Source organism: Saccharothrix hoggarensis, assembly GCF_052936025.1.
The window spans coordinates 475,245-496,937 of the sequence record NZ_CP193624.1; the positions used below are offsets into that span (position 1 = coordinate 475,245).

At 73.4% G+C, this 21,693-nt stretch carries 21 protein-coding genes; 15 read left to right on the forward strand and 6 right to left on the reverse strand.

Annotation, left to right across the window (positions count from 1 at the left end; all coding sequences use genetic code 11):
* Positions 1–70: 70 nt before the first annotated feature.
* Entirely contained in the window at positions 71–880 is an 810-nt protein-coding gene (locus tag ACRAKH_RS02390; protein ID WP_380729966.1) for a phosphodiesterase, read from the forward strand.
* A 34-nt stretch (positions 881–914) separates the two neighbouring features.
* Here the strand turns inward: ACRAKH_RS02390 and ACRAKH_RS02395 are convergent, their stop codons facing one another.
* The 4 genes from ACRAKH_RS02395 to ACRAKH_RS02410 all read right to left on the reverse strand — a co-directional run bounded on the left by ACRAKH_RS02395 (position 915) and on the right by ACRAKH_RS02410 (position 5,185).
* Positions 915–3,401, reverse strand: coding sequence for a CHAT domain-containing protein (locus tag ACRAKH_RS02395; protein WP_447009596.1), 2,487 nt, complete (start codon positions 3,399–3,401; stop codon positions 915–917).
* 279 nt (positions 3,402–3,680) lie between these two features.
* Positions 3,681–4,103, reverse strand: a complete 423-nt coding sequence (locus ACRAKH_RS02400; RefSeq protein ID WP_380728032.1) for a carboxypeptidase regulatory-like domain-containing protein — start codon at positions 4,101–4,103, stop codon at positions 3,681–3,683.
* Between the two features lie 59 nt (positions 4,104–4,162).
* Positions 4,163–4,768: an RNA polymerase sigma factor gene (locus tag ACRAKH_RS02405; protein ID WP_380728026.1), complete on the reverse strand. Its 606-nt coding sequence runs from the start codon at positions 4,766–4,768 to the stop codon at positions 4,163–4,165.
* A 180-nt stretch (positions 4,769–4,948) separates the two neighbouring features.
* Entirely contained in the window at positions 4,949–5,185 is a 237-nt protein-coding gene (locus tag ACRAKH_RS02410; protein WP_380728024.1) for a hypothetical protein, read from the reverse strand.
* A gap of 367 nt (positions 5,186–5,552) precedes the next feature.
* On the opposite strand from ACRAKH_RS02410, the gene ACRAKH_RS02415 reads away from it, so the two are divergent.
* The 5 genes from ACRAKH_RS02415 to ACRAKH_RS02435 all read left to right on the forward strand — a co-directional run bounded on the left by ACRAKH_RS02415 (position 5,553) and on the right by ACRAKH_RS02435 (position 10,717).
* Positions 5,553–6,221, forward strand: a complete 669-nt coding sequence (locus tag ACRAKH_RS02415; protein WP_380728022.1) for a copper homeostasis protein CutC — start codon at positions 5,553–5,555, stop codon at positions 6,219–6,221.
* Between the two features lie 128 nt (positions 6,222–6,349).
* Positions 6,350–7,624 carry an extracellular solute-binding protein gene (locus ACRAKH_RS02420; RefSeq protein WP_380728020.1) on the forward strand — a complete coding sequence of 425 codons (1,275 nt, stop codon included), beginning with the start codon at positions 6,350–6,352 and terminating at the stop codon, positions 7,622–7,624.
* Positions 7,621–8,511, forward strand: coding sequence for a carbohydrate ABC transporter permease (locus tag ACRAKH_RS02425; RefSeq protein ID WP_380728018.1), 891 nt, complete (start codon positions 7,621–7,623; stop codon positions 8,509–8,511). The genes ACRAKH_RS02420 and ACRAKH_RS02425 overlap by 4 nt, the downstream gene beginning before the upstream one ends.
* Positions 8,508–9,371 (forward strand): carbohydrate ABC transporter permease, encoded by an 864-nt coding sequence (locus ACRAKH_RS02430; protein WP_380728016.1) that lies wholly within the window; start codon positions 8,508–8,510, stop codon positions 9,369–9,371. The genes ACRAKH_RS02425 and ACRAKH_RS02430 overlap by 4 nt, the downstream gene beginning before the upstream one ends.
* A complete protein-coding gene (locus ACRAKH_RS02435; protein WP_380728030.1) occupies positions 9,371–10,717 on the forward strand; it encodes a beta-N-acetylhexosaminidase in 1,347 nt (448 codons plus the stop codon). The genes ACRAKH_RS02430 and ACRAKH_RS02435 overlap by 1 nt, the downstream gene beginning before the upstream one ends.
* Before the next feature lie 91 nt (positions 10,718–10,808).
* On the opposite strand, the gene ACRAKH_RS02440 is transcribed toward ACRAKH_RS02435, so the two are convergent.
* Entirely contained in the window at positions 10,809–11,030 is a 222-nt protein-coding gene (locus ACRAKH_RS02440; RefSeq protein WP_380728013.1) for a PspC domain-containing protein, read from the reverse strand.
* 131 nt (positions 11,031–11,161) lie between these two features.
* Complete coding sequence (locus ACRAKH_RS02445; protein WP_380728011.1) at positions 11,162–11,977, reverse strand: NADP-dependent oxidoreductase; 816 nt, start codon at positions 11,975–11,977, stop codon at positions 11,162–11,164.
* 70 nt (positions 11,978–12,047) lie between these two features.
* Here ACRAKH_RS02445 and ACRAKH_RS02450 point away from each other — a divergent pair, with 70 nt between their 5' ends.
* The 9 genes from ACRAKH_RS02450 to ACRAKH_RS02490 all read left to right on the forward strand — a co-directional run bounded on the left by ACRAKH_RS02450 (position 12,048) and on the right by ACRAKH_RS02490 (position 21,663).
* Entirely contained in the window at positions 12,048–12,929 is an 882-nt protein-coding gene (locus ACRAKH_RS02450) for an AraC family transcriptional regulator (protein ID WP_380728009.1), read from the forward strand.
* Complete coding sequence (locus ACRAKH_RS02455) at positions 12,926–13,804, forward strand: AAA family ATPase (RefSeq protein WP_380728007.1); 879 nt, start codon at positions 12,926–12,928, stop codon at positions 13,802–13,804. The genes ACRAKH_RS02450 and ACRAKH_RS02455 overlap by 4 nt, the downstream gene beginning before the upstream one ends.
* A complete protein-coding gene (locus ACRAKH_RS02460) occupies positions 13,801–14,886 on the forward strand; it encodes a vWA domain-containing protein (protein WP_447009597.1) in 1,086 nt (361 codons plus the stop codon). The genes ACRAKH_RS02455 and ACRAKH_RS02460 overlap by 4 nt, the downstream gene beginning before the upstream one ends.
* Positions 14,879–15,991, forward strand: coding sequence for an XdhC family protein (locus ACRAKH_RS02465; RefSeq protein WP_380729590.1), 1,113 nt, complete (start codon positions 14,879–14,881; stop codon positions 15,989–15,991). Before ACRAKH_RS02460 ends, ACRAKH_RS02465 begins: the two co-directional genes overlap by 8 nt.
* Before the next feature lie 72 nt (positions 15,992–16,063).
* The gene (locus ACRAKH_RS02470) at positions 16,064–16,606 is read left to right on the forward strand and encodes a (2Fe-2S)-binding protein (RefSeq protein ID WP_380729588.1); all 543 of its coding nucleotides are present in this window, start codon (positions 16,064–16,066) and stop codon (positions 16,604–16,606) included.
* A complete protein-coding gene (locus tag ACRAKH_RS02475) occupies positions 16,603–19,065 on the forward strand; it encodes a xanthine dehydrogenase family protein molybdopterin-binding subunit (RefSeq protein ID WP_380729586.1) in 2,463 nt (820 codons plus the stop codon). Before ACRAKH_RS02470 ends, ACRAKH_RS02475 begins: the two co-directional genes overlap by 4 nt.
* Positions 19,062–19,916 carry an FAD binding domain-containing protein gene (locus ACRAKH_RS02480; protein ID WP_380729584.1) on the forward strand — a complete coding sequence of 285 codons (855 nt, stop codon included), beginning with the start codon at positions 19,062–19,064 and terminating at the stop codon, positions 19,914–19,916. Before ACRAKH_RS02475 ends, ACRAKH_RS02480 begins: the two co-directional genes overlap by 4 nt.
* The gene (locus ACRAKH_RS02485) at positions 19,913–20,545 is read left to right on the forward strand and encodes an SRPBCC family protein (RefSeq protein ID WP_380729582.1); all 633 of its coding nucleotides are present in this window, start codon (positions 19,913–19,915) and stop codon (positions 20,543–20,545) included. The genes ACRAKH_RS02480 and ACRAKH_RS02485 overlap by 4 nt, the downstream gene beginning before the upstream one ends.
* A 98-nt stretch (positions 20,546–20,643) precedes the next feature.
* Entirely contained in the window at positions 20,644–21,663 is a 1,020-nt protein-coding gene (locus tag ACRAKH_RS02490; protein WP_447009598.1) for a CapA family protein, read from the forward strand.
* Positions 21,664–21,693: the final 30 nt, after the last annotated feature.

The window sequence follows — 21,693 nt, forward strand, 5'->3', positions numbered from 1 at the left end:
CGGGGGTGCGGCGGATCACTGGCGTGCCCCGACGGGTGCGGGCGCGCCCCCCGGTGGGGTGCAATGGGCGGTGACCGCCCACGAGGACTTGGAGCCGACCGTGCTCATCGCGCACCTGAGCGACCCGCACCTGCGGACCGACGCCCTCGCCGCCGAACCGGCCGCCTCCCTGCGCCACGCGCTCGGCCGCGTCCTCGCCCTCGACCCGCGCCCCGACTGCGTCGTGATCACCGGCGACCTCACCGAGCACGGCGACGTCGACGCCTACGCCCAGCTCCGCCAGGTCATCGGCGACTTCCCCCTGCCGCTGCACCTCACCACCGGCAACCACGACCACCCCGCCGCCCTGCTGGAGGTGTTCGGCGGCACGTCGTTCCTCGGCGGCGCGACCTCCACCCACTACGCCGTCGCCCACCCCGGCTTCACCGTCATCGCCCTCGACTCGTGGCAGCACGGCACCCCCGCCGGGCACGTCGGCGACGACCAGCTGTCCTGGCTGGACGACGTCCTCGCCCAACGCCCCGACGTGCCCGCGTTCGTCTGCCTGCACCACCCGCCCGTCGAGGTCGGCCTCCCGTTCCTCGACGGCATGCGCCTCGACAACGGCCCCGCCCTCGGCGCCGTCCTCTCCCGCCACCACAACGTCGCCCGCGTCCTCGCGGGCCACGTCCACCGCGTCGTCAGCGCCCCGTTCGCCGGCACGTCCGTGTCCGTCGCGCCCAGCACCTACCGCCAGACGTCCCTCACCCTCCGCGCCGACCGGCAGACCGGCTACCTCGCCGAACCCACCGGCTTCCTCCTGCACGTCGCCACCGGGACCGGGTTCGCCACCCACACCGTGCCGGTCAGCCACGCCGGCGCGCTCATCGGCGGCTTCTGAACCCCCACGACCCGCCCGCGACGATCAGCGGGACTCACGACCCGAAGCACACGAACGGGCGGCGCAACGGGTCCACCGCCGTCGCCTCCGCCAACGCGTGCGCCGCCGGCTTCCCCTCCGCCAACAACTTGTGGAACGCCTCCATCGTCACCGCCGCCGCCCGGTCACCCACCTTGTTCACCGCCGCCACCACCGTCCGCGACCCGCTCGCCAACAACGCGCCCGCGAACCCCAACGCCTCGTCACCAGGCCGGATGTGGCTCAACGCCAACGAGCACGCCGCCAGCACCACCTGCTCCGGCGCCGTCGGCAACCGCGCCGCCTCGTGCGCGAACAACGGGCCGTCCACGAGCTCCAACCGCGAGAACAACGCGTTGTCCGCCACGTGCTCCCCGTGCGCCGCGATGTGCGCCAACCGCGCCCCGTCCAACGCCGCCAGCACGTCGCCCACCGCCTCCACCTGCACCGCGCCCGGGTACGCGCACCGCAGGTCGCTCACCTCGCCGACCGCCTCCGGCAGGTCCGGCCCGCCCACCAGCACCACCCGCGACGCCGACGTCCGCGCCGACACCGCGTTCAACCACGCCGTCGCCGACGGCGCCACCACCACCGGCCGGCCCCGCAACGACGGCAACGCGCCCCACGGCACCGCGTACAGGTCACCCGTCGGCACCACCACCAGCTCACGCCCGCCGACCAACCCCGCCAACGGCCCCACCAACGCCGCGTCCAACCGCTCCGCCCGCCGCGCCGCCGACGCCGTCACCGCCGACGCCAACACCTCCGGCAGGTGGTCCGGCGCGAGCACGTCCACGTCCGCGTGCAACTGCCGCGCCAACTCGAACACCGCCGCCGCCGCACCCAACCGCACCAGCGCCGCCTCACCCGCCACCAGCACCACGGCCCACAACACGCCACCGTGCGCCACGAAGCTCACCATCGCCCGCGCCCCCAACGCGGCCCGCACCTCCGCCACCCCGCACACCGGCCGCGGCCGCCCCCACACGCTCGTGTGCCACCCCAACCGCGCCACCTCGGCCTGCAACGCGTCCAGCCGCGCCTCCAGCTCGGCCACCGGCCGGCCGTCCAACCGCGCCTGCTGCACCGCCCGCGACAACGACCGCGACTCCGCCACCCGCCGCGCCAGCACCCGGTCCTCGATCACCGGCAACGGCTCGTACCGGTACACCTGCGCCCGCGTGCGCTCCAACCACTCGAACGTGGCCTCCGCGTCACCGTCGTGGTCCAGCACCAACCCCACGGCCAGCTCACCCAGCTCTCGCCCGTGCACCGCCGTGCCGCAGACCAGGTCCAACCCGCCCATCCGGTCACGCACCCGGCCCAGCTCCGCCAACCCCTCCGCGGCCTCCCGCAGCGCCACCCCCGGCGCGCCCACCGCCACCGCCAGCTCCGCCCGGCACAACCGCGCCAGCATCCGGTGGTCGACCGGCGCGATCGGACCCGGCTCCGGCACCCCGTCCACCAACGCCCGCGCCCCCACCACGTCACCGCGGCGCACCGCCACCCGCGCCGCCAGCAACGTCGCCACCGCCGCCTCGTCGGTGAGGCCCACCGCGCCCAGCCGCTCCGCCAACCGCGCCGCCCGCGCCGGCGTCAACCGCGCCGGCACCCGCCGAGCCTCCGGCGAAACCCCCTGCGCCGGCACGAACGTCCCTGCCGCACCCCCGGGCGACGCCGACCACGCGAACTCCGCCCGCATCCGCGTCAACGCCGCCAACTCCGCCCACGACGTGCTGCCACGCCGCCGGAACCGCCGCCGCGCCTGCCCCGCCAACCCCCACGCCGTCACCGGATCGCCCTGCAACAACGCCGCCGCCGCACGCGCCAACTCGGCCTCCGCCAAGTCCTGCCCCACCCGACGCCGCCGCAGCACCACCAGCGCCTCGTCCAGCTGCCGCGCCGCCTCGTCCGCCAACCCCGCGGCCAGCATCACCCGGGCCCGGTCGATCTGCGTGCGCGCCACCAGGTCCGGCGCCAACACCCGGAACACCCGCTCCGCCTGCTCGTGGCACGCCAACGACCGGGGCACGTCACCGGTCAGGTGCGCGATGTCGCCGAGGTTCCCCAGCGCCTTCGCCTTCATCAGCGGCAGGTCGTCCGCCTCCGCCAGGTCGATCGCCCGGAGCACGTCCCGCTCCGCCGCCTCCGGCAGCCCGAACGCGATGTGCGTCAACCCGCGGTTCACCAGCGCCGTCGCCAACGTCGCCGTGCCCACCGCCCCCGACGCCCGGCCGTCCTCCAGCTGCCGCACCGACTCGTCGTACAGCGCGATGGCCTCCGCCGTCCGCCCCGCGCGGTGCAGGATCAACGCCTGCTGGTCCTTCACGATCGCCCGCAACCCCACCGCGTCCGGGCCCTCGGGCAACGTCGACACCAGCTCACCCGCCGTCCGCAGGTGCGCCAGACCGTCCTCCACCGACCCCGTCTCGGCCTCCCCGTACGACAGGGTGATCAGGATCCGGATGCGGACCGTGGTCGCTTCGACGCCCGCCGATATCACGGGCAGTGCACCAAGTGCACGGCGCAACAACGTCACGGCATCCGCCGGACGACCCGCCGACGCCGCCCGATAAGCCTGTTTGTGCAGGCCGGAGGCTACTTCGACACCACTGGGAACGGACGGTGACAGCGGCAGGGCAGCACGAGAGGCGGACACGTCCCTATGCCAGCACACAGAACGTGTCCGAGAAGCCGTCTTGTGGAGGTTATGGCTGAGCCGAACGGGTTACTCTCCGTGAGTTCACCGTTGATCAACCGACCGTGACGAGCCCGTCCGCCCTCACAACATGATCGTCGGCGTCACGACCGTCCGACCGGGCTCACCCCGCGAGTTCACCAGGTGCACCACGATCTGCGTCGTCCCGGCCGGCACGTCCGACAGCACGAAGCGGCCACCGTCGTCCGCCTTCGTCGTGCTCGACGCGTGCTCGGCCACCCGCACCTCGACCGTGTGCTCACCGGCCGGCACCAGCCAGCCGTCGATGCGGTGCCGGGCGCCCGTGGACGTGAAGTTCACCATCAACGTCAGGTTGTCCACCGTGAACGTGATGGTCCCCGGGCTGCCGCCACGCACGCCCGCGAACGAGCCCGCGCGCTCCCAGCGGGCCACCTCGACGTCCAGGTTCTCCAAAGCCACCGCGAACTGGATGCGTTCGACGAGCCCCGGCGGGGGCGCGTCCAACTCGTACACCAGGCGGTTCAGTTCCGTGAGGACAGCGGTGTCCTCTTGGCCTCTGCGGTCATCGCGCGGGTCGATGTCGTTCACCGCGATCCTCCTTCCGCGTCGAGATGTGTGCGCAACGTGGTCAAGCACCGGCCCCTGGTCGGGCCGATGCTGCCGCGTGGCATGGACAGTGCTTCGGCGACCGCGCGGTACTCCGCCCGGCCGGCCAGCACGGTGAGCCGCAGCAGTTCCTGGCACTTCTGCGACAACCGGCCGAACGCCCGCCACAACCGGTGGTCCCGGTCGGTGACCAGGGCGGCGTCCTCCGGCAGGCCGTGCTCGCTTTCCAGTTGTTCCGCCAGCTCGTCGGTCAGCGCGGCTTCCCTCCGGGCGGGCGTCCAGGTGCGCTGCGCCTCGCGGCGCGTCGCCACGACGAGCCACCCGGCCAACGCGCGCGGCTCGACCAACCGGTCGAGGTGGCGCAACAGCGCGAGCCAGACCGTCTGCACCACGTCCTCCGCGGTGCTGCGGTCCAGCCCGTGTCCTCGTGCGACGTGCCACACCAGCGGTGTCAGGTCGGCGACCAGGACGTCCAGCGCCCTGCGGTCGCCGTCGCGCGCGGCGACGACGCAAGCCGCGTGCCGGTCCGTGCCGTCAAGCCCCTCCCACGGTGGGCGCTCACCGGCCGTGCGCAGTTCTCCCACGTCGTCACCTCCTTCTCGGCGTCCCCCAGCCGGAGCTGATCGTCACACACCACCTGGTCAGTCGCGGCGGCGGTCCGCGATGCCCCCCTCGCACCGCGGACCGCCTCCCCCCTCACTGCGGGTGACTCCCGGTCGGCACCCCTCGAAGCCGACCGACCGCCACCTCGTCCCCCAGAGCTTTCAGTTGGTGCTGACCTGCGTGCCGGTGACGTCCACCGGGACGCTGTGCGTCTGGTGGTGGCCGGTCGGCGTGGCCGGCGGCGTGTCGCCGACCAGCGGGTCTTCCTTCACCTTGACCAGGTCGGTCACGGCGTTGGTCGGGGCGGCGGGCTCGACGGTCAGCACTTCGGTGCCGTCGAGCGCCGCCCCCACGTCCACGGGTTCGAGCTCGTCGACGCCAGGCGGAGTGGCGTTCATCGCGGGCCTCCTCAGTCGGGGTTGAGGATCGGTCATCAGATAAGGAGTGAGTAGTTCTACGCTGGATACATCGAGCGCTGTTCACATTTGACGCTTACCTCCTGTCAACCCATAATCGCAGCTCAGACCTCTTTTTGCTCTCCTCATCGCGTCCCTCCGGGCCGCCCGCCCTCCGCCTCCGCCTCGAACCGGTGACGTGCTTCAAGATCACCCGGACGAAGTAACCGGGCCGTCGTCCGGCAACGATTCGGCCCGCGAGAACGTTGCCGGGATGGAAGGAGGCGGCGCACGGCGGAGCACCCTGGAGACCAGAGGTGCATGCGCGGACGCCTGCCCATGCGACGTGGCCGTCGGTATGGTCTAGACCATGCTTGAGGTTATCGCGTTGGACGCCGTTGACGCTGTCGCTGCCCAAGAAGGTGGCGCGGACCGGGTTGAGCTCGCGGTCGACATGGGGGCCGACGGGCTGACGCCCCCGGTTGCCGTGCTGCGGGACGTCCTGTCCGCCACCGACCTCCCGGTGCGGGTCATGTTGCGGGACGGGCCGGGGTTCGCGCCCCGCGACCTCGACGGGCTGCGGCGCGACGCCGCGGTGTTGCGGGAGGCCGGGGCGGGCGCGTTCGTGTTCGGGTTCCTCGACGGCGACGGGCGGGTGGACGTGGCGGCGTGCGCCGCGCTCGCCGCCGAGGTCGAGGAATGCGCCTGGACGTTCCACCGGGCACTGGACAACTCGGCCGACCCCGAGGCCGCGTGGGCGGTGGTGGGGGAGTTGGGGTGCGACACCGTGCTGGCCGCCGGCAGCCCGCGCGGGGTGGCGGACGGGTTCCCGGCGTTGGAGCGGTTGGCGGGCCGGCAGGCGGCGACGGCCCTGTTGGTCGGCGGCGGGCTGAAGGCGGAGCACGTGCCGCGGCTGAAGTCCTTCGGCGTCACCGGGTTCCACGTCGGCGGCGCGGTGCGGCCGGGCGGGTGGGGCGCGCCGGTGTCCGCCGACGCCGTGCGCGGCTGGGTCCGGCTCGTCCAGGACCCGGTGCGCTGAGGGCAATCCGGCTCCCGTCGCAATCTGGTCTAGACCGCTTGCCGACCCGGCATTAGCATCCCCGTTGCTTCCCGTGAAATACGCGTTGCGTATGGCGCAACGACGATACAGCGGAAGGGTGGGCGAGGATGCGGTTCGTAGTGGCAGCAGCCGTGGGCGCCGTCGTGCTGGCCGGGTGCGCCCCGGTCCAGTCCGGCTCGGCCCCCGCCGGCGGTGACGAGCAGACCGGCCGGCTCCGGGTCTGGCTGTTCGACGAGGTCAACCGGGGCCCGAAGGAAGCGGTCGTCAAGGAGGCGGTCACCGAGTTCCAGGCCGCGCACCAGGGCGTCACCGTGGACGTCCAGTACATCCAGGTCCAGACCCGCGCCGAGCGGTTCAAGGCCGCCTTCAGCGACCCCGAGAGCGCCCCCGACGTCGCCGAGTTCGGCAACACCGACCTGGCCGGCTACGTCGCGGGCGGCGGGTTCGCCGAGCTCGACCTCAACCAGTGGCCCGACGCGAAGGACCTCCTGCCCGCCGTCCTCGACACGGGCAAGGTGGACGGCAAGGTCTACGGCGTCCCCTGGTACGTCGGCGTCCGCGCCCTCTACTACCGCACCGACGTCTTCCAGGAGCTGAACCTCCAGCCCCCGACGAAGCTGGACGAGATCGCCCCGCTCGCCCGGCGGATCCGCGCCGCCAAGCCGGACCTGCTCGGCATCTCCGCCGGCGGCAAGTACACCTACGGCGCGATGCCGTTCGTCTGGGCCAACGGCGGCGAGATCGCCCGCAAGGACGGCGACAAGTACGTCTCCGCGATCGACAGCCCGGAGTCGAAAGCGGGCCTGCGCCAGTACACCGAGCTCATCGCGGACGACATCTGCCCGCCCGCCCAGTGCGCGGGCAACGGCGGCGACGCGAGCGTCGAGGCGTTCCGCGCCGGCAAGGCGGCGATGGTCGTGGGCGGTGACTTCAACCGCAAGTCGGTCGACGCGTCCAGCGCCGCGGGCAAGTACGCGGTCGTGCCGCTGCCGGGCAAGAACGCCGGTGACATCGCGCCGGCGTTCGCGGGCGGCAACCTGCTCGGCGTGCTGAAGGGCAGCGAGCGCAAGACCCTCGCCACCGAGTTCGTGCGGCTGCTGGGCGGCAAGGCGTACCAGCGGAAGATGTTCGACGCGATGGGCAACCTGCCGACGTTCGGCGACGTCCAGGACGAGGTCGCGAAGGCGAACCCGGTGCTGGAGCCGTTCATCAAGACCCTGGACGCGGGCACGCGGTTCGTGCCGGTCACCCCGGACTGGGCCAAGATCGACGCGCAGGCCGTGCTGCCGACGTTGTTGCAGCAGGTCGCGGCCGGCGGGGAAGACCTCGACCGGGCGGCGGCGCAAGCGGCCCAGCAGATGAACGCCGCCTTCGGCTCATGATGCCCGCGCGGAGGGGCGACGGGCGGGTCGCGTTCACCTACCTCGCGCCCGCCCTGCTGGTGCTGGTCGGGCTGATGGGCTACCCGATCTACCAGCTCGTCGTGATCTCCCTGTTCGACTACGGCCAGGAGCAGGTCAGCGGCGGGGCGCCGCTGACCTTCCTGGGGCTGGGCAACTACGCCGACCTGCTCCGGGACGCCCGGTTCTGGGCCGTGCTCGGGCAGACGGTCGCGTTCGCGGCGGTGTGCGTGGTGGGCACGCTGCTCGTGGGCACGGCGCTGGCGGTGCTGGTCACGAGGGTCCGCACGTGGGCGCGGATGGCGTTGTTCCTGGCCGCGCTGGGCGCGTGGGCGACGCCCGCCGTGGCCGGGTCGACGATCTGGCTGTTCCTGTTCGACGCCAACTTCGGGTTCGCCAACGAGCTGCTGGGCACCACCGGGTTCTCCTGGACCTACGACAAGTGGGTGGCGTTCGGGCTGGTCGCGGCGCAGGTGATCTGGTGCTCGTTCCCGTTCGTCATGGTGACGCTCTACGCGGGCATCAAGGCGATCCCGGGCGAGGTGCTGGAGGCCGCCGCGCTGGACGGCGCGAGCACCGCGAAGGCGGCGACGACGGTGATCCTGCCGCTGCTGCGGCCGCTGCTGATCGTCGTCACGATCCAGTCGATCATCTGGGACTTCAAGGTGTTCACCCAGATCTACATCATGACCAACGGCGGCGGCATCGCCGGGCGGAACCTCGTGCTCAACGTCTACGCGTACCAGCAGGCGTTCGCCGCCTCGGAGTACGGGCTGGGCGCGAGCATCGGCGTGGTGACGACGGTGCTGCTGCTGATCGTCACCGTCGGCTACCTGCGGGCGCTGCGGCGGAGCGGGGAGGTCCTGTGAGCCCGACCGGACGGCGGGGCAGGCGGAGCGGGCGGTGGGCGGCGGAGGCCGTCACGGTCGCCGTCGCGGCGGTGGTGGCGTTCCCGCTGTACTGGATGGTGCTGACGGCGTTGAAGCCGGAGGCGGAGGTGATCTCGGCCGACCCGCGGCCGTGGACGCTGGCGCCGACGTTCGACAGCTTCGTCCGCGCCCTGACCGTGCAGAGCTTCGGCCGGTACCTGCTGAACAGCGTCGTGGTGGCGGTCGCGGTGGTGCTGCTGAGCCTGCTGCTGTCGTTCCTGGCGGCCACCGCGCTGACCCGGTTCCGGTTCCGCAGCCGCACCACGTTGCTGGTCATGCTGCTGGTGGTGCAGATGGTGCCGGTGGAGGCGCTGACCATCCCGCTGTTCTTCGTGATGCAGTCGGTGCGGGACGTGGCGCCGGTGTTCGGGCTCAACCACCTGGGCTCGCTGGTGCTGGTGCACCTCGCGTTCAGCCTGCCGTTCGCGATCTGGATGCTGCGCGGGTTCGTCGCGGCGGTGCCGGTGGAGCTGGAGGAGGCGGCGACGCTCGACGGCGCGTCGCGGTTCCGGTTCCTGTGGCAGGTGTTGTTCCCGTTGGTGGCGCCTGGTTTGGTGGCGACGAGCGTGTTGTCGTTCATCCACGCGTGGAACGACTTCCTGTTCGCCAAGACGTTCATCATCTCGGCGGCGGAGAACCAGACGTTGCCGCTCGCGTTGCAGGTGTTCGTGAAACCCGACCAGAACGACTGGGGTGCGATCATGGCCGGTTCGACGTTGATGACGATCCCGGTGCTGGTGTTCTTCGTGCTGGTGCAGCGGCGGCTGGTCGCGGGCCTGGCCGGGGCGGTGAAGTCGTGATCCTGCCCCGTCCGGTGTCGTTCCGCCGCGGCGCCGGCGAGGTGCCGTTCGACGGCGCGTTCGAGGTCGAGCGGGTGGCCGGCCCCGCCGAGGGCTACCGGCTGTCGGTGACGTCCGACGGCGTGCGCGTGCAGGCGTCCGACGACGCCGGCGAGTTCTACGCCCGGCAGACGTTGCGGCAGCTCAGCGGGCCGGACGCGTTCCGCGCCGTGCCGCCGGGGGCCGTCACGCTGCCGGTGTGCGCGATCGAGGACCACCCGCGGTTCGCGTGGCGGGGCGTGATGCTGGACGTGGCGCGGCACTTCCTGCCCAAGCACGACCTGCTGCGGTACGTCGACCTGCTGGCCGTGCACAAGCTGAACGTCCTGCACCTGCACCTCACCGACGACCAGGGCTGGCGGTTCGAGTCGCGGCGCTTCCCGCGGCTGCACGAGGTCGGCGGGTGGCGGCCGGACTCGCGGTTCGGCGACCGGCGGTCCGGCGGGATGGCCGGGCGTCCCCACGGCGGCTACTACACCCAGGACGACCTGCGGGAAGTCGTCGCGTACGCGGCGGCACGGCACATCACCGTGGTGCCGGAGATCGACGTGCCGGGGCACAGCCGGGCGGCCGTCGCCGCGTACCCGGAGCTGGGCACGTCACCGGGCGGGGTGTGGACCGACTGGGGCGTCAACCCCGCCGTGCTGAAGGCCGACGAGTCCACTGTGGACTTCTTCCGGCAGGTGTTCGACGAGCTGCTGGACGTGTTCCCGTCCGAGGTGGTCGGGCTCGGCGGCGACGAGGCGGAGGGCGGCGACGGCCGGTTCGTCCGCCGCGTCGCCCAGCACCTGCACCAGCGCGGGCGGCGGCCGTTCGGCTGGGACGAGGTGCTGGCCGTCGGCCCCCTGCCCGCCCGGACGGTGATCGCGTCGTGGCGCGGCGAGCAGCCCGGCCTGACCGCGCTGGACCGCGGCCACGACGTGGTGATGTGCCCGGAGGAGCACGTCTACCTGGACTACCGGCAGTCCGACCACCCGGACGAGCCGATCCCCGTCGGCACCGTCACGACCCTCGCGGACGTGTACCGGTACGAGCCGGCGGCGGCGGACCGGGTGCTGGGGGCGCAGGCGAACCTGTGGACCGAGCACCTCGACTCGCCGCGGCGGCTCGACTACGCCGCCTTCCCCCGGCTGAGCGCGTTCGCCGAGGTCGTGTGGAGCCCGCCCGAGCGCGACGAGGCGGAGTTCCTGGCCCGGCTGGCCGAGCACCACCTGCCGCGGCTCGACGCGCTCGGCGTCGAGTACCGCCCCCTCGACGGTCCCCGGCCGTGGCAGGCGCTCCCGGGCGTGCCGGGCTTCCCGCGGTGAGGGTCGGCGGCACTCCGGCGCTCACCCTCCGGCGCTCACCCTCCGGCGCTCACCCTCCGGCGCTCACCCTCCGGCGCTCAGCCTCGGGCGCTCAGTCCTCTTCGGGCATGATGAACCACGCCGCGATGTAGAAGACGGCGCCGGCGCCGAACCCGAAGAGGGTGGCGGCGACGAGCAGGATGCGCAGCAGCGCCGCGTCCACGCCGATCAGCTTGGCGACGCCGCCGCAGACGCCCGCGACCATCTTGTCGTTCCGGCTGCGGCGGAGCTTCTTGACCTTGTCGGTGGCTTCGGTGAGCACGTCGTTCGTCATGGCTCAAGAGTGCTCTGCCAGGCGCTTCAGGGCATCGGGGGCGCACCCTGACTTCACCCGGACCCCCGGTCTCAGGGTGGCACGACTCCCGGGGTGTCACGACGCTCAGGGTGTCACGGCTCTCGGGGGTGTCACGACTGCCGCGGTGCCACGACGACCTTGCCCCTGAGGTCGCCCGCTTCGGCCCGGCGGTGCAGTTCGGGGAGGTCGGCGAGGCCGTGCCGCTCGGACACGTCGAGCGCGACCACGCCCCGGTCGACCAACGCCACCAACGCGGTGAGCTGGGACGGGTCGAAGCGGGTGACGACGTGGGCGTCGGGGGCGTCGCTCCTGGTCGCCGAGACGACGACGTCGCCCAGCCGGGCCACCTCGGCGTCGGCGACCAGGTTCAGCACGACGTCGAACCGCCCCGACGGGCCGTGGCCGACGACGTCGTCCGCGCCCAGCCGTCGCACGGCGTCGGCACTGCGCGGGGACGCGGTGGCGGTGACGTGCGCGCCCGCGTGCTTGGCCAGCTGCACCGCGAACCCGCCGATCCCGCCGCCCGCGCCGTTGACGAGGACCCGTTGTCCCGCTTGCACTTCCGCGTGCTCGAACACCATCTGCCACGCGGTCAGGCCGGCCAGGGGGAGGGCGGCGGCGTCGGGCAGCGGGACGGCGCGCGGGGCGGGGACGAGCCGGTCGGCGGTGGTGACGGCGTACTCGGCGGCCGCGCCGTCGATCCAGCCGATCACGGGCTCGCCGTCGACCGTGCCGGCCACGTCCCAGCCGAGCGTGCGCGGCAGGGGGAGCGGGAAGATCCCCGCCCGCACCGCCACCTCGGTGGGGTTGAACGACGTGGCCGCCACCTCCACCAGCACCTCGCCCGGCCCCGGTCGGGGGATCGGGATGTCCTCGACCACGATCACCCGCGGGTCGCCGTACTCATGAATCCGTGCGCTCTTCACCTGATCACCGTAGGAAGCCGCACCGAGACGATCCATGCTTGGACGTCCGCTGTTCATGTTCAATCGTCTTGTGGACGTGCTGAGCGACGTGGTCGCGGTGATGCGGACGGGACGGCCCGTCGCTGCACGGGTGGCGTGGGAGGCTCCGTGGGCGCGGCGGTTCGAGCCGGTGCCGGGAGCGTCCGGGTTCCAGGTCGTGCTGGAGGGCTCGTGCTGGCTCCTGCGCGACCACGCCGACCCGGTCGAGCTGCACGCGGGTGACGTCGTGTTCCTGCCCGACGGCCGGGGCCACACGCTCGCGGACAGCCCGGCGACCCCGTTGGCGGAAGAGGCGCACGACCCGGACCTCGCCGCACACCCCGCGCCCGCCAACCCGACCACCGTCACGGTGTGCGGCGCGTACGAGCTGGCGCACGTCCACCCGCTGCTCCGCGACCTGCCGGACACCGTGCTCGTGTCCGGCCCGGAGCTGCACGCCGCCGTCACCCTCCTCGCCGGCGAGCTGGACCACCCGCGCCTCGGCTCGGACGCCCTGGTGCCGTCGCTGCTCGACACGCTCCTCGTCTACCTGCTGCGCACGTGGTTCACCGGTTCGCCGCACACCACCGGCTGGGCGGCGGCGCTGAACGACCCCGTCACCGCGACCGCCCTGCACCACATCCACCGCGACCCGGCGCACCCGTGGACGGTCGCGAAGCTCGCCGCCACCGCCGGCCTGTCGCGCGCCCCGTTCGCCCGGCGGTTCACCGCGCTCGTCGGCCAACCGCCGCTGACGTACCTGACGTGGTGGCGCATGACCACCGCCGCCCGCCTCCTGAAGGACACCGACGCGCCCCTGTCGACCATCGCCGCGCGGGTCGGCTACACGTCGGAGTTCGCCTTCGCCGCCGCGTTCAAGCGGGCGCGCGGAACGGCGCCCGGCCGCTATCGCCGCCTACCCTCGGAGACGTGACCCCCGAGGAGCTCGCCGGAGAGCTGGACCGCGTCGGCTACCTGCCCGACGCGGGCATCGCGACCGCGGCGTTCCTGGCGCTGCGGATGCACCGCCCGCTGTTCTGCGAGGGCGAGCCGGGCACCGGCAAGACGTCCCTCGCCGTGGCCCTGGCGCAGGCCCTCGACCTGCCGCTGATCCGCCTCCAGTGCCACGAGGGCATCGACGCCACCCAGGCCCTCTACGACTGGGACTTCCCCCGCCAGCTGCTGCACCTGCGCGCGCTCGAAGCGGCCGGGCCGGTGGACGCCGAGGCCGCCGAGGCGTCGCTGTACACGCGCCGCTTCCTCCTGGCCCGTCCGCTGCTCCAGGCGTTGGAGGACGCGCCGTGCGTGCTGCTGGTGGACGAGGTGGACCGGGCGGACGACGAGTTCGAGGCGTTCCTGCTGGAGGTGCTGGGCGAGAACTCGGTGACGATCCCCGAGCTGGGCCGGATCGCCGCCGCCACCCCACCGCTGGTCGTGCTCACGTCCAACCGCACCCGGGAGGTGCACGACGCCCTCAAGCGCCGCTGCCTCTACCACTGGCTGGAGCACCCGGACCTGGCCCGCGAGGTCGCCATCCTGCGCCGCCGCCTGCCGGGCGTCACGGAACGCCTCGCGCACCAGGTCGCGTCAGCCGTGCGGCGGTTGCGGGACCTCGACCTGCTCAAGCCGCCCGGCGTCGCCGAGTCACTCGACTGGGCGGAAGCGCTGCTCACCCTGGGCCGCACGGAACTGGACGCGGACACGGCGGCGACCACGCTCGGTGCCGTCCTGAAGTACCGGGAGGACGCCCAGCGCGCCCTTTCGGCCGGTGTGCTGACCGACGTGATCGGGAGCACAATCGTGGGATGACCGGAGGCGGCGCGTCGACCGGGCTCGTGGGGTTCGCCCGCGCGCTCCGGCACGGCGGCGTCGCGTGCGGGCCCGAGCGGGTGCAGGCGTTCGTCGCCGCGACGGCCCACGTGGACCTGGCGCGGCGCGACCAGGTCTACTGGGCGGGTCGGGTGACGTTGTGCGCCGAGCCCGACGACCTGCCCCGGTACGACGCGGCGTTCGCGGCGTGGTTCGGCGGGGCGCCCCCGCCGGCTCCCGGCCGGCGCGCGCGGCAGACGAGCCACCTCGCGGCGCTCGGGAACGGCTCGGCCGGCGGCAGCGGGCGGTCGCCGACGGTGAAGGTCGCGGCCAGTGACGTGGAAGTGCTGCGGCGCAAGGACATCGCCTCGCTGAGCCCGGCGGAGAAGCGGCACCTCCGGGAGCTGCTGGCGCTGCTCGAACCGGTGCCGCCGACGCGGCGGGCGTTGCGGCGGACGCCGGCGCGCCGGGGTGACGTCGACCCGCGCCGGACGCTGAAGCGGATGATCGCCACGGGTGAGGTGACCCGGCCGCGCCGGCGCCGGCGGGCGACCCGGCCGCGCAAGGTGGTGCTGCTGATCGACGTGTCCGGCTCGATGAAGCCCTACGCCGACGCGCTGCTCCGGTTCGCGCACGTCGTCGCCCGCCGCATGCCGGTGGAGGTGTGCACGCTCGGCACCCGCCTGACCCGCGTCACCCGCCAGCTCCGCCACCGCGACCCCGAGCAGGCCATGCTCGCCGCCGCCCGCGCCGTCCCCGACTACGAGGGCGGCACGCGGCTCGGCGAGACGCTGAAGGTCTTCCTCGACCGCTGGGGGCAGCGCGGGGCCGCGCGGCGCGCCGTGGTGGTGATCTGCTCGGACGGCTGGGAACGCGGCGACCCGACCCTGCTCGCCGAGCAGGCGCGGCGGCTCGCGCGGCTGGCGCACAAGGTCGTCTGGGTCAACCCGCACGCGGGCCACGAGGGGTACGAGCCGGTGCAGTCCGGCATCGCCGCCGCCCTGCCGCACGTGGACCGGCTGCTCGCCGGCCACAGCCTCGACACCCTGCGCGCCCTGCTGGAGGAGGTCCGACTTGCGTGATGTCCTCGTCGAACTGGCCCGTCGCGTCGACCGGGGTGAGACGGTCGGCGTCGGCACGGTGGTCGCCACGTTCAGCTCCGCGCCCCGCCCGCCCGGAGCGGCGATGCTCGTCGGTCCGGACGACGCCGTGGTCGGCAGCGTGTCCGGCGGCTGCGTCGAGGGCGCCGTCTACGAGCTGGCCAAGGAGGTCGTGGAGACCGGCCGGCCGGTCCTCCAGCGGTACGGGGTGAGCGACGACGACGCGTTCGCGGTGGGTCTGACCTGCGGCGGGATCATCGACGTCTACGTGGAGGCGGTCAGCGCGGAGACGTTCCCCGAGCTGCCCGAGGTGCTGGAGGCGGTGCGGGCGGAGGCGCCGGTGGCCGTCGCGACGGTCGTGGAGCACGAGGACCCGGCGTGGGTGGGCCGCCGGCTGGTCGTCCGGCCCGACCACGCCACCGGGGACGTCCCGTCGCGGCGGGCCGCCGACGCGATCACGGACGACGCGCGCGGCCTGCTCGCCACCGGTCGCAGCGGCACGCTCCGCTACGGGCCGGACGGCCAGCGGCGCGGCGAGGGCATGGCGGTGTTCGTGAACTCGTTCGAGCCGCCGCCGCGGCTGCTGGTGTTCGGCGCGATCGACTTCGCCGCCGCGATGGCGAAGCTGGGCGCGTTCCTCGGCTACCGCGTCACGGTGTGCGACGCGCGCCCGGTGTTCGCGACGCGCAGCCGGTTCCCGGAGGCCGACGAGGTGGTCGTCGACTGGCCGCACCGCTACCTCGCCGCGCAGGCCGAGGCGGGGAAGGTGGACGAGCGCACGGTGGTCGCCGTGCTCACGCACGACCCGAAGTTCGACGTGCCGCTGCTGGAGGTCGCGCTGCGGCTGAAGCTCGGGTACGTCGGCGCGATGGGGTCGCGCCGCACGCACGACGACCGGCTGCGGCGGCTCCGGGAGGCGGGCCTCACCGAGGACGAGCTGGCCGGGCTGGCGTCGCCGATCGGGCTGGACCTGGGTGCCCGCACGCCGGAGGAGACGGCGGTGTCGATCGCGGCCGAGGTCATCGCGCTGCGGTGGGGCGGGGGAGGTGGGCGCCTGACCCGGACGGACGGCTCCATCCACAAGTGAGGAGGTTGTTTGACGACGCAACCAAGAGCAGTCTCGATGTGACCCCCATCACCACCACATCTTGGAGGGTTCATGCGGATCACCGTCACCGTCGACGGGGTGGACTACAGCGACGAGGTCGAACCCCGCACGCTGCTCGTCCACTACCTACGCGAACGACTCGGCAAGACCGGCACCGTCGTGGGGTGCGACACGAGCAACTGCGGCGCGTGCACCGTCCACCTCGACGGCCACAGCGTGAAGTCGTGCGCCGTGCTCGCGGTGCAGGCGGACGGCCACGAGGTCACCACCGTCGAGGGCCTGGCCCGTGACGGCGAGCTGCACCCCGTCCAGCGGGCGTTCCACGAGAACCACGCCCTGCAGTGCGGGTTCTGCACCCCCGGCATGATCATGCAGGCGATCGACCTGCTGGCCGACAACCCCGACCCCGACGAGGACGAGGTGCGGCACGGCCTGGAGGGCAACCTCTGCCGCTGCACCGGCTACCAGAACATCGTCCGCGCGGTCCGCGACGCGGCGCGGACCATGAGCCCCGGCGCCGGCCCCGACGCCGAGCGGGTGGACGAGTCCGCGCTGGTGGAACGCGCCCCGATGCACGCGGGCGGTGGGGAATGACCGCCACCGCCGAACCCGGCGTGGAGCGCGAGGTCGGCAAGGCGCGCCGCCGCAAGGAGGACGCCCGGCTCATCACCGGCGCCACCCGCTGGACCGACAACACCCAGCTCAGCGGCATGCTGCACCTGGCGTTGCTGCGCAGCCCCGTCGCGCACGCCCGGATCACGTCGATCGACGTCACCGAGGCCGTGCGGATGCCGGGCGTGCTGCTGGTCCTCACCGGCCAGGACGTCGCCGCCGAGCAGGGCAGCCTGCCGTGCGCGTGGCCGATCACCGAGGACATGGTGTCGCCGCCCGCGCCGTCGCTGGCGGTCGACCGGGTGAACTTCGCCGGCGAGGCGGTCGCGCTCGTCGTCGCCCGCAGCGCCGCGGAGGCGCACGACGCGCTGTCCGCGATCGACGTCGACTACGAGGACCTGCCCGTCGTGCTGGACATGGCGAAGGCGATCCAGGACGGCGCCGACCTCGTGCACCCCGACCTGGGCACCAACAAGTGCGCGACCTGGGTGTTCGACTCCGCCGAGGCGGGCACGGGCTCCGACGTGGACCAGGCGATCGCCGACGCGGAGGTGGTCGTCGAGCGCACGTTCCGCCAGCAGCGGCTGATCCCGGCGTTCATGGAGCCGCGGTCCGTCGTGGTCGACCCGTCGCCCGACTCGGTGACCATGTGGTCGTCCACGCAGGTGCCGCACATCCTGCGCTGGATGCTGTCGGCCGTGCTCGGCATCCCGGAGCAGCAGATCCGCGTCATCGCGCCGGACGTCGGCGGCGGCTTCGGCGGCAAGCTCCAGGTCACCCCCGAAGAGGTTCTGACGCTGCTCGCCGCCCGCCGGCTCGGCAAGCCGGTCAAGTGGACCGAGACGCGCACCGAGTCGATGCTGTCCGCCCACCACGGCCGCGACCAGCTGCAGCGCATCACCGTCAGCGCCCGGCGCGACGGCACCGTCACCGGCCTGAAGGTGGACCTGCTCGCCGACATGGGCGCCTACCTGCGCCTGGTCACGCCCGGCGTGCCGATCCTCGGCGCGTTCATGTTCAACGCCATCTACAAGTTCCCGGCCTACCGGTTCACCTGCACCAACGTGTTCACCACCAAGACGCCCACGGACGCGTACCGGGGCGCGGGGCGGCCCGAGGCCACGTTCGCCATCGAGCGGATCATGGACGAGCTGGCCGCCGAGCTGGGCGTCGACCCGCTGGAGCTGCGCGAGAAGAACTGGATCAGGCACGACGAGTTCCCGTTCACCACGGTCGCGGGCCTCACCTACGACTCCGGCGACTACGAGGCCGCGACGGCCCGCGCGAAGGAGCTGTTCGGCTACGACGCGCTGCGCGCCGAGCAGGCCGAGCGCCGCGCCAACGGCGACCCGGTGCAGCTCGGCATCGGCATCTCCACCTACACGGAGATGTGCGGGCTCGCGCCGTCACGGGTGCTCGGCGCGCTGCGGTACGCGGCGGGCGGCTGGGAGCACGCGGCGATCCGGATGCTGCCCACCGGCAAGGTCGAGCTGATCACCGGCACGTCACCGCACGGCCAGGGCCACGTGACGGCGTGGAGCCAGATCGTCGCCGACCGGCTCGGCGTGCCGTTCGAGGACGTCGAGGTGCTGCACGGCGACACGCGCGTGTCCCACCGCGGCATGGACAGCTACGGCTCCCGGTCGCTGGCCGTCGGCGGCGTGGCCGTCGTGCTGGCCGCCGACAAGGTGCTCGCGAAGGCCCGCACCGTCGCCGCGCACCTCATGGAGGTCGGCGAGGACGACGTCGAGTTCACGTCCGGCGCGTTCTCGGTCCGCGGCACGTCCACCACGATGGCGCTCGGCGACGTGGTGGTCGCCGCGCACGTCGCGCACAACCTGCCCGACGGCGTGGAGCCCGGGCTGGACGCCGAGGCCACGTTCGACCCGGAGAACTTCTCCTACCCGCACGGCACCCACCTGTGCGCCACCGAGGTCGACACGCGCACCGGCGCGGTGAAGATCCGCTCGTACGTGTGCGTGGACGACGTCGGCAAGGTGGTGAACCCGCTGATCGTGGAGGGCCAGGTGCACGGCGGTCTGGCGCAGGGCATCGCGCAGGCCCTGTACGAGGAGGCCGTGCACGACGAGAGCGGCACGCTCACCACGGCCACGTTCGCCGACTACCTGCTGCCGTCCGCGGTGGACCTGCCGCACTTCACCACCGACCGCACCGAGACGCCGGCGACCAGCAACCCGCTCGGCGTGAAGGGCGTCGGCGAGGCGGGCACGATCGCCTCCACGCCCGCCGTCGTGAACTCGATCGTCGACGCGGTGCGGCACATGGGCGTCACCGACGTGGAGATGCCGTGCACCCCGATGCGGGTGTGGAAGGCGATCCAGGGCCGCCGTGACGCCGTGCCGACCACGCCCGGCGCGGGCGGCGGGCTCGGCTCGATCGCCGCCGACGACCAGGCACACTCGCGGGGAGGCGCCGAATGATCCCGGACCGGTTCGACTACGTCGCGCCCACGTCGGTGGACGAGGCGGTGCGCGCCCTGGCCGCGGGCGGCGAGGACGCGAAGGTGATGGCGGGCGGGCAGAGCCTCATCCCGGTGCTGCGGATGCGGCTGGCGGCGCCGACGCTGGTGGTGGACCTGTCCGGGCTGACCGAGCTGACCGGCGTGCACGACGACGGCGACTCGCTCCGCATCGGCGCCATGACCACGCACTACGAGGTGCAGCGCGACACGCTGGTGCGCGAGCACGCCGGGCTGCTCCGCCTGGCCACGGACACCGTCGCCGACCCGCAGGTCCGGCACCGCGGCACGTTCGGCGGCTCGCTGGCCCACGCCGACCCGGCGGGCGACCTGCTCGCGCCCGCGCTGGCGCTCGACGCGGTGATGGTGTGCGTCGGGCCCGACGGGACGCGGGAGGTGCCGGCGGCGGAGTTCTTCGTCGACTACTTCACCACCGCCCTGGCCCCCGACGAGCTGCTCACCCACGTGAAGGTGCCCAAGCTGACCGGCTGGGGCGCGCACTACGAGAAGTTCAACCGGGTCGCGCAGGCCTGGTCGATCGTGGCCGTGGCCGCCGCCGTGCGGGTGTCCGACGGACGGATCGCCGACGCCAGGGTCGGCCTGACCAACATGGCCGCGACGCCCGTGCGGGCCCGCGGCGTCGAGGAGGCGCTGGTCGGGCAACCGGCGACGGCGGAGGCGATCACGTCCGCCGCGACCAGGGCCGCCGAGGGCGCCAACCCGCCGTCCGACGGCAACGCCGACGCCGAGTACCGGTCCCACCTGGCCCGCGTGCTCACCGAACGGGCGGTGACGGCCGCGGTGGGCGCATGAAGCTGGAACACCGGTTCACCGTGCCCGCGCCCGTGCCGGACGTGTGGGCGGCCCTGCTCGACCCGGAGAAGGTGGCGCCGTGCATGCCCGGCGCCACCCTCACCGGCGTCGAGGACCGGACGTTCACCGGCACCGTCAAGGTCAAGCTCGGCCCCGTCACGCTGCTGTACAAGGGGACCGGCGAGTTCACGTCCGTCGACGAACGGGTGCACGCGGCCGTGCTGAAGGCGTCCGGCAAGGACACCAGGGGCAACGGCACCGCGTCCGCCACCGTGTCCGTGGCCCTCACCGCCGCGCGGGACGCCACCGCCCCCGGCACCGAGGTGTCGGTGGTGACGGACCTGAACGTCACCGGCCGTCCCGCCCAGCTCGGCCGGGGCCTGATCAGCGAGGTCAGCGGCCGGATCATCGACGAGTTCGCGGAATGCCTGGCGACGCGGCTCGCGCCGGCGGAAGCTGAGGAGGTGACATCTCCGGAACCCCGGCCGCGGCTGCACGCCGTGCCGGACGAGCCGATCGACCTGCTCGACACCGCGGGCGCGCCCGTGCTGAAGCGGGTGCTGCCGGTGGCGGCCGGGCTCCTGCTGCTCGTGCTGCTGGTCCGCAGGCTCCGCGGGCGGCAGCGCTGAACGCGCGCGGCGGGCGGCCGGTCCCCGGACCGGCCGCCCGCTTCGGCGCCGGCCTCTGCGCCTGCCTGTGGGCCGCGGTGGCGTGCACCGGGTCGCCGGTGGTGATCACCTCGCCCCGGCCGCCGGCCACGACCACGTCGGCCGCGCCGGAGCTGCCGTCGTTCACGCTCGCCGCGGGCGGCGACATCCTCGTCCACCCGGCGCTGACCGAGCAGGCCGACCGGGACGGCGCGCGGAACTTCGTGCCCCTGCTGGAGGGCCTGCGCGAGGCGATCGACGCCGACGTGTCGATCTGCCACCTGGAGACGCCGCTGTCCGCGCCCGGCGCGCCCACCTTCGGCTACCCGGCGTTCAGCGCGCCGCCCGAGGTCGCGACCGCGTTGAAGGACATCGGCTACGACAGCTGCTCCACCGCCTCCAACCACACCCTCGACCGGGGCGCGCCCGCGATCAGGACGACGTTGGACGTGATGGACGCGGCCGGCCTGAAGCACACCGGCTCGTTCCGCACGCCCGAGGAGGCCGCGACCCCGTTGCTGCTGGACGTCCGCGGCGTGAAGGTCGGGCACATCGCGTTCACGTACGGGTTCAACGGCATCCCGCTGCCGCAGCCCTGGATGGCGAACCAGCTGTCCACCGACGGCGTGCTGGAGGCCGCCCGCGCGGCGAAGGCGGCCGGCGCGGAGGTCGTCGTCGCCAGCCTGCACTGGGGCAACGAGTACCAGCACGAGGCGACGCCGCAGCAGAAGGAGATGGCGCGGGCCGTCCTGGCGGACCCGGCGGTGGACCTGATCATCGGCACCCACGTGCACGCCGTGCAGCCGATCGAGCAGATCGACGGCAAGTGGGTCGTCTACGGCATGGGCAACGAGGTGGCCCGCCACTCCGAGCCGCGCGGCATCACCGAGGAGGGCATCGTCACCCGGTTCACGTTCGAGAAGGGACCGTCCGGCTGGGCCGTGCGGGAGGCGTCGTACATCCCGACGCTGGTCGAGTTCGGGCCGCCGATCCGCGTCGTCGACCTGACCCGCGTCCCCGCCAACCCGCGCCGCAGTGAGGCCCTGACCCGCACCGACGGCATCGTCCGCAGCCTCGGCGCGGCCATCACCCACCCCTGACCGACCGGAGTCCGGCCCGCCGCCCGATAG

Excerpts from the sequence above, each read along its gene's own strand:
- ACRAKH_RS02420 (WP_380728020.1), top strand. The coding sequence starts at position 6,350 with ATGCGGTTCGTAGTGGCAGCAGCCGTGGGCGCCGTCGTGCTGGCCGGG.
- ACRAKH_RS02425 (WP_380728018.1), top strand. The coding sequence starts at position 7,621 with ATGATGCCCGCGCGGAGGGGCGACGGGCGGGTCGCGTTCACCTACCTC.
- ACRAKH_RS02460 (WP_447009597.1), top strand. The coding sequence starts at position 13,801 with ATGACCGGAGGCGGCGCGTCGACCGGGCTCGTGGGGTTCGCCCGCGCG.
- ACRAKH_RS02470 (WP_380729588.1), top strand. The coding sequence starts at position 16,064 with ATGCGGATCACCGTCACCGTCGACGGGGTGGACTACAGCGACGAGGTC.
- ACRAKH_RS02440 (WP_380728013.1), bottom strand. The coding sequence starts at position 11,030 with ATGACGAACGACGTGCTCACCGAAGCCACCGACAAGGTCAAGAAGCTC.
- ACRAKH_RS02415 (WP_380728022.1), top strand. The coding sequence starts at position 5,553 with ATGCTTGAGGTTATCGCGTTGGACGCCGTTGACGCTGTCGCTGCCCAA.
- ACRAKH_RS02485 (WP_380729582.1), top strand. The coding sequence starts at position 19,913 with ATGAAGCTGGAACACCGGTTCACCGTGCCCGCGCCCGTGCCGGACGTG.
- ACRAKH_RS02410 (WP_380728024.1), bottom strand. The coding sequence starts at position 5,185 with ATGAACGCCACTCCGCCTGGCGTCGACGAGCTCGAACCCGTGGACGTG.
- ACRAKH_RS02480 (WP_380729584.1), top strand. The coding sequence starts at position 19,062 with ATGATCCCGGACCGGTTCGACTACGTCGCGCCCACGTCGGTGGACGAG.
- ACRAKH_RS02475 (WP_380729586.1), top strand. The coding sequence starts at position 16,603 with ATGACCGCCACCGCCGAACCCGGCGTGGAGCGCGAGGTCGGCAAGGCG.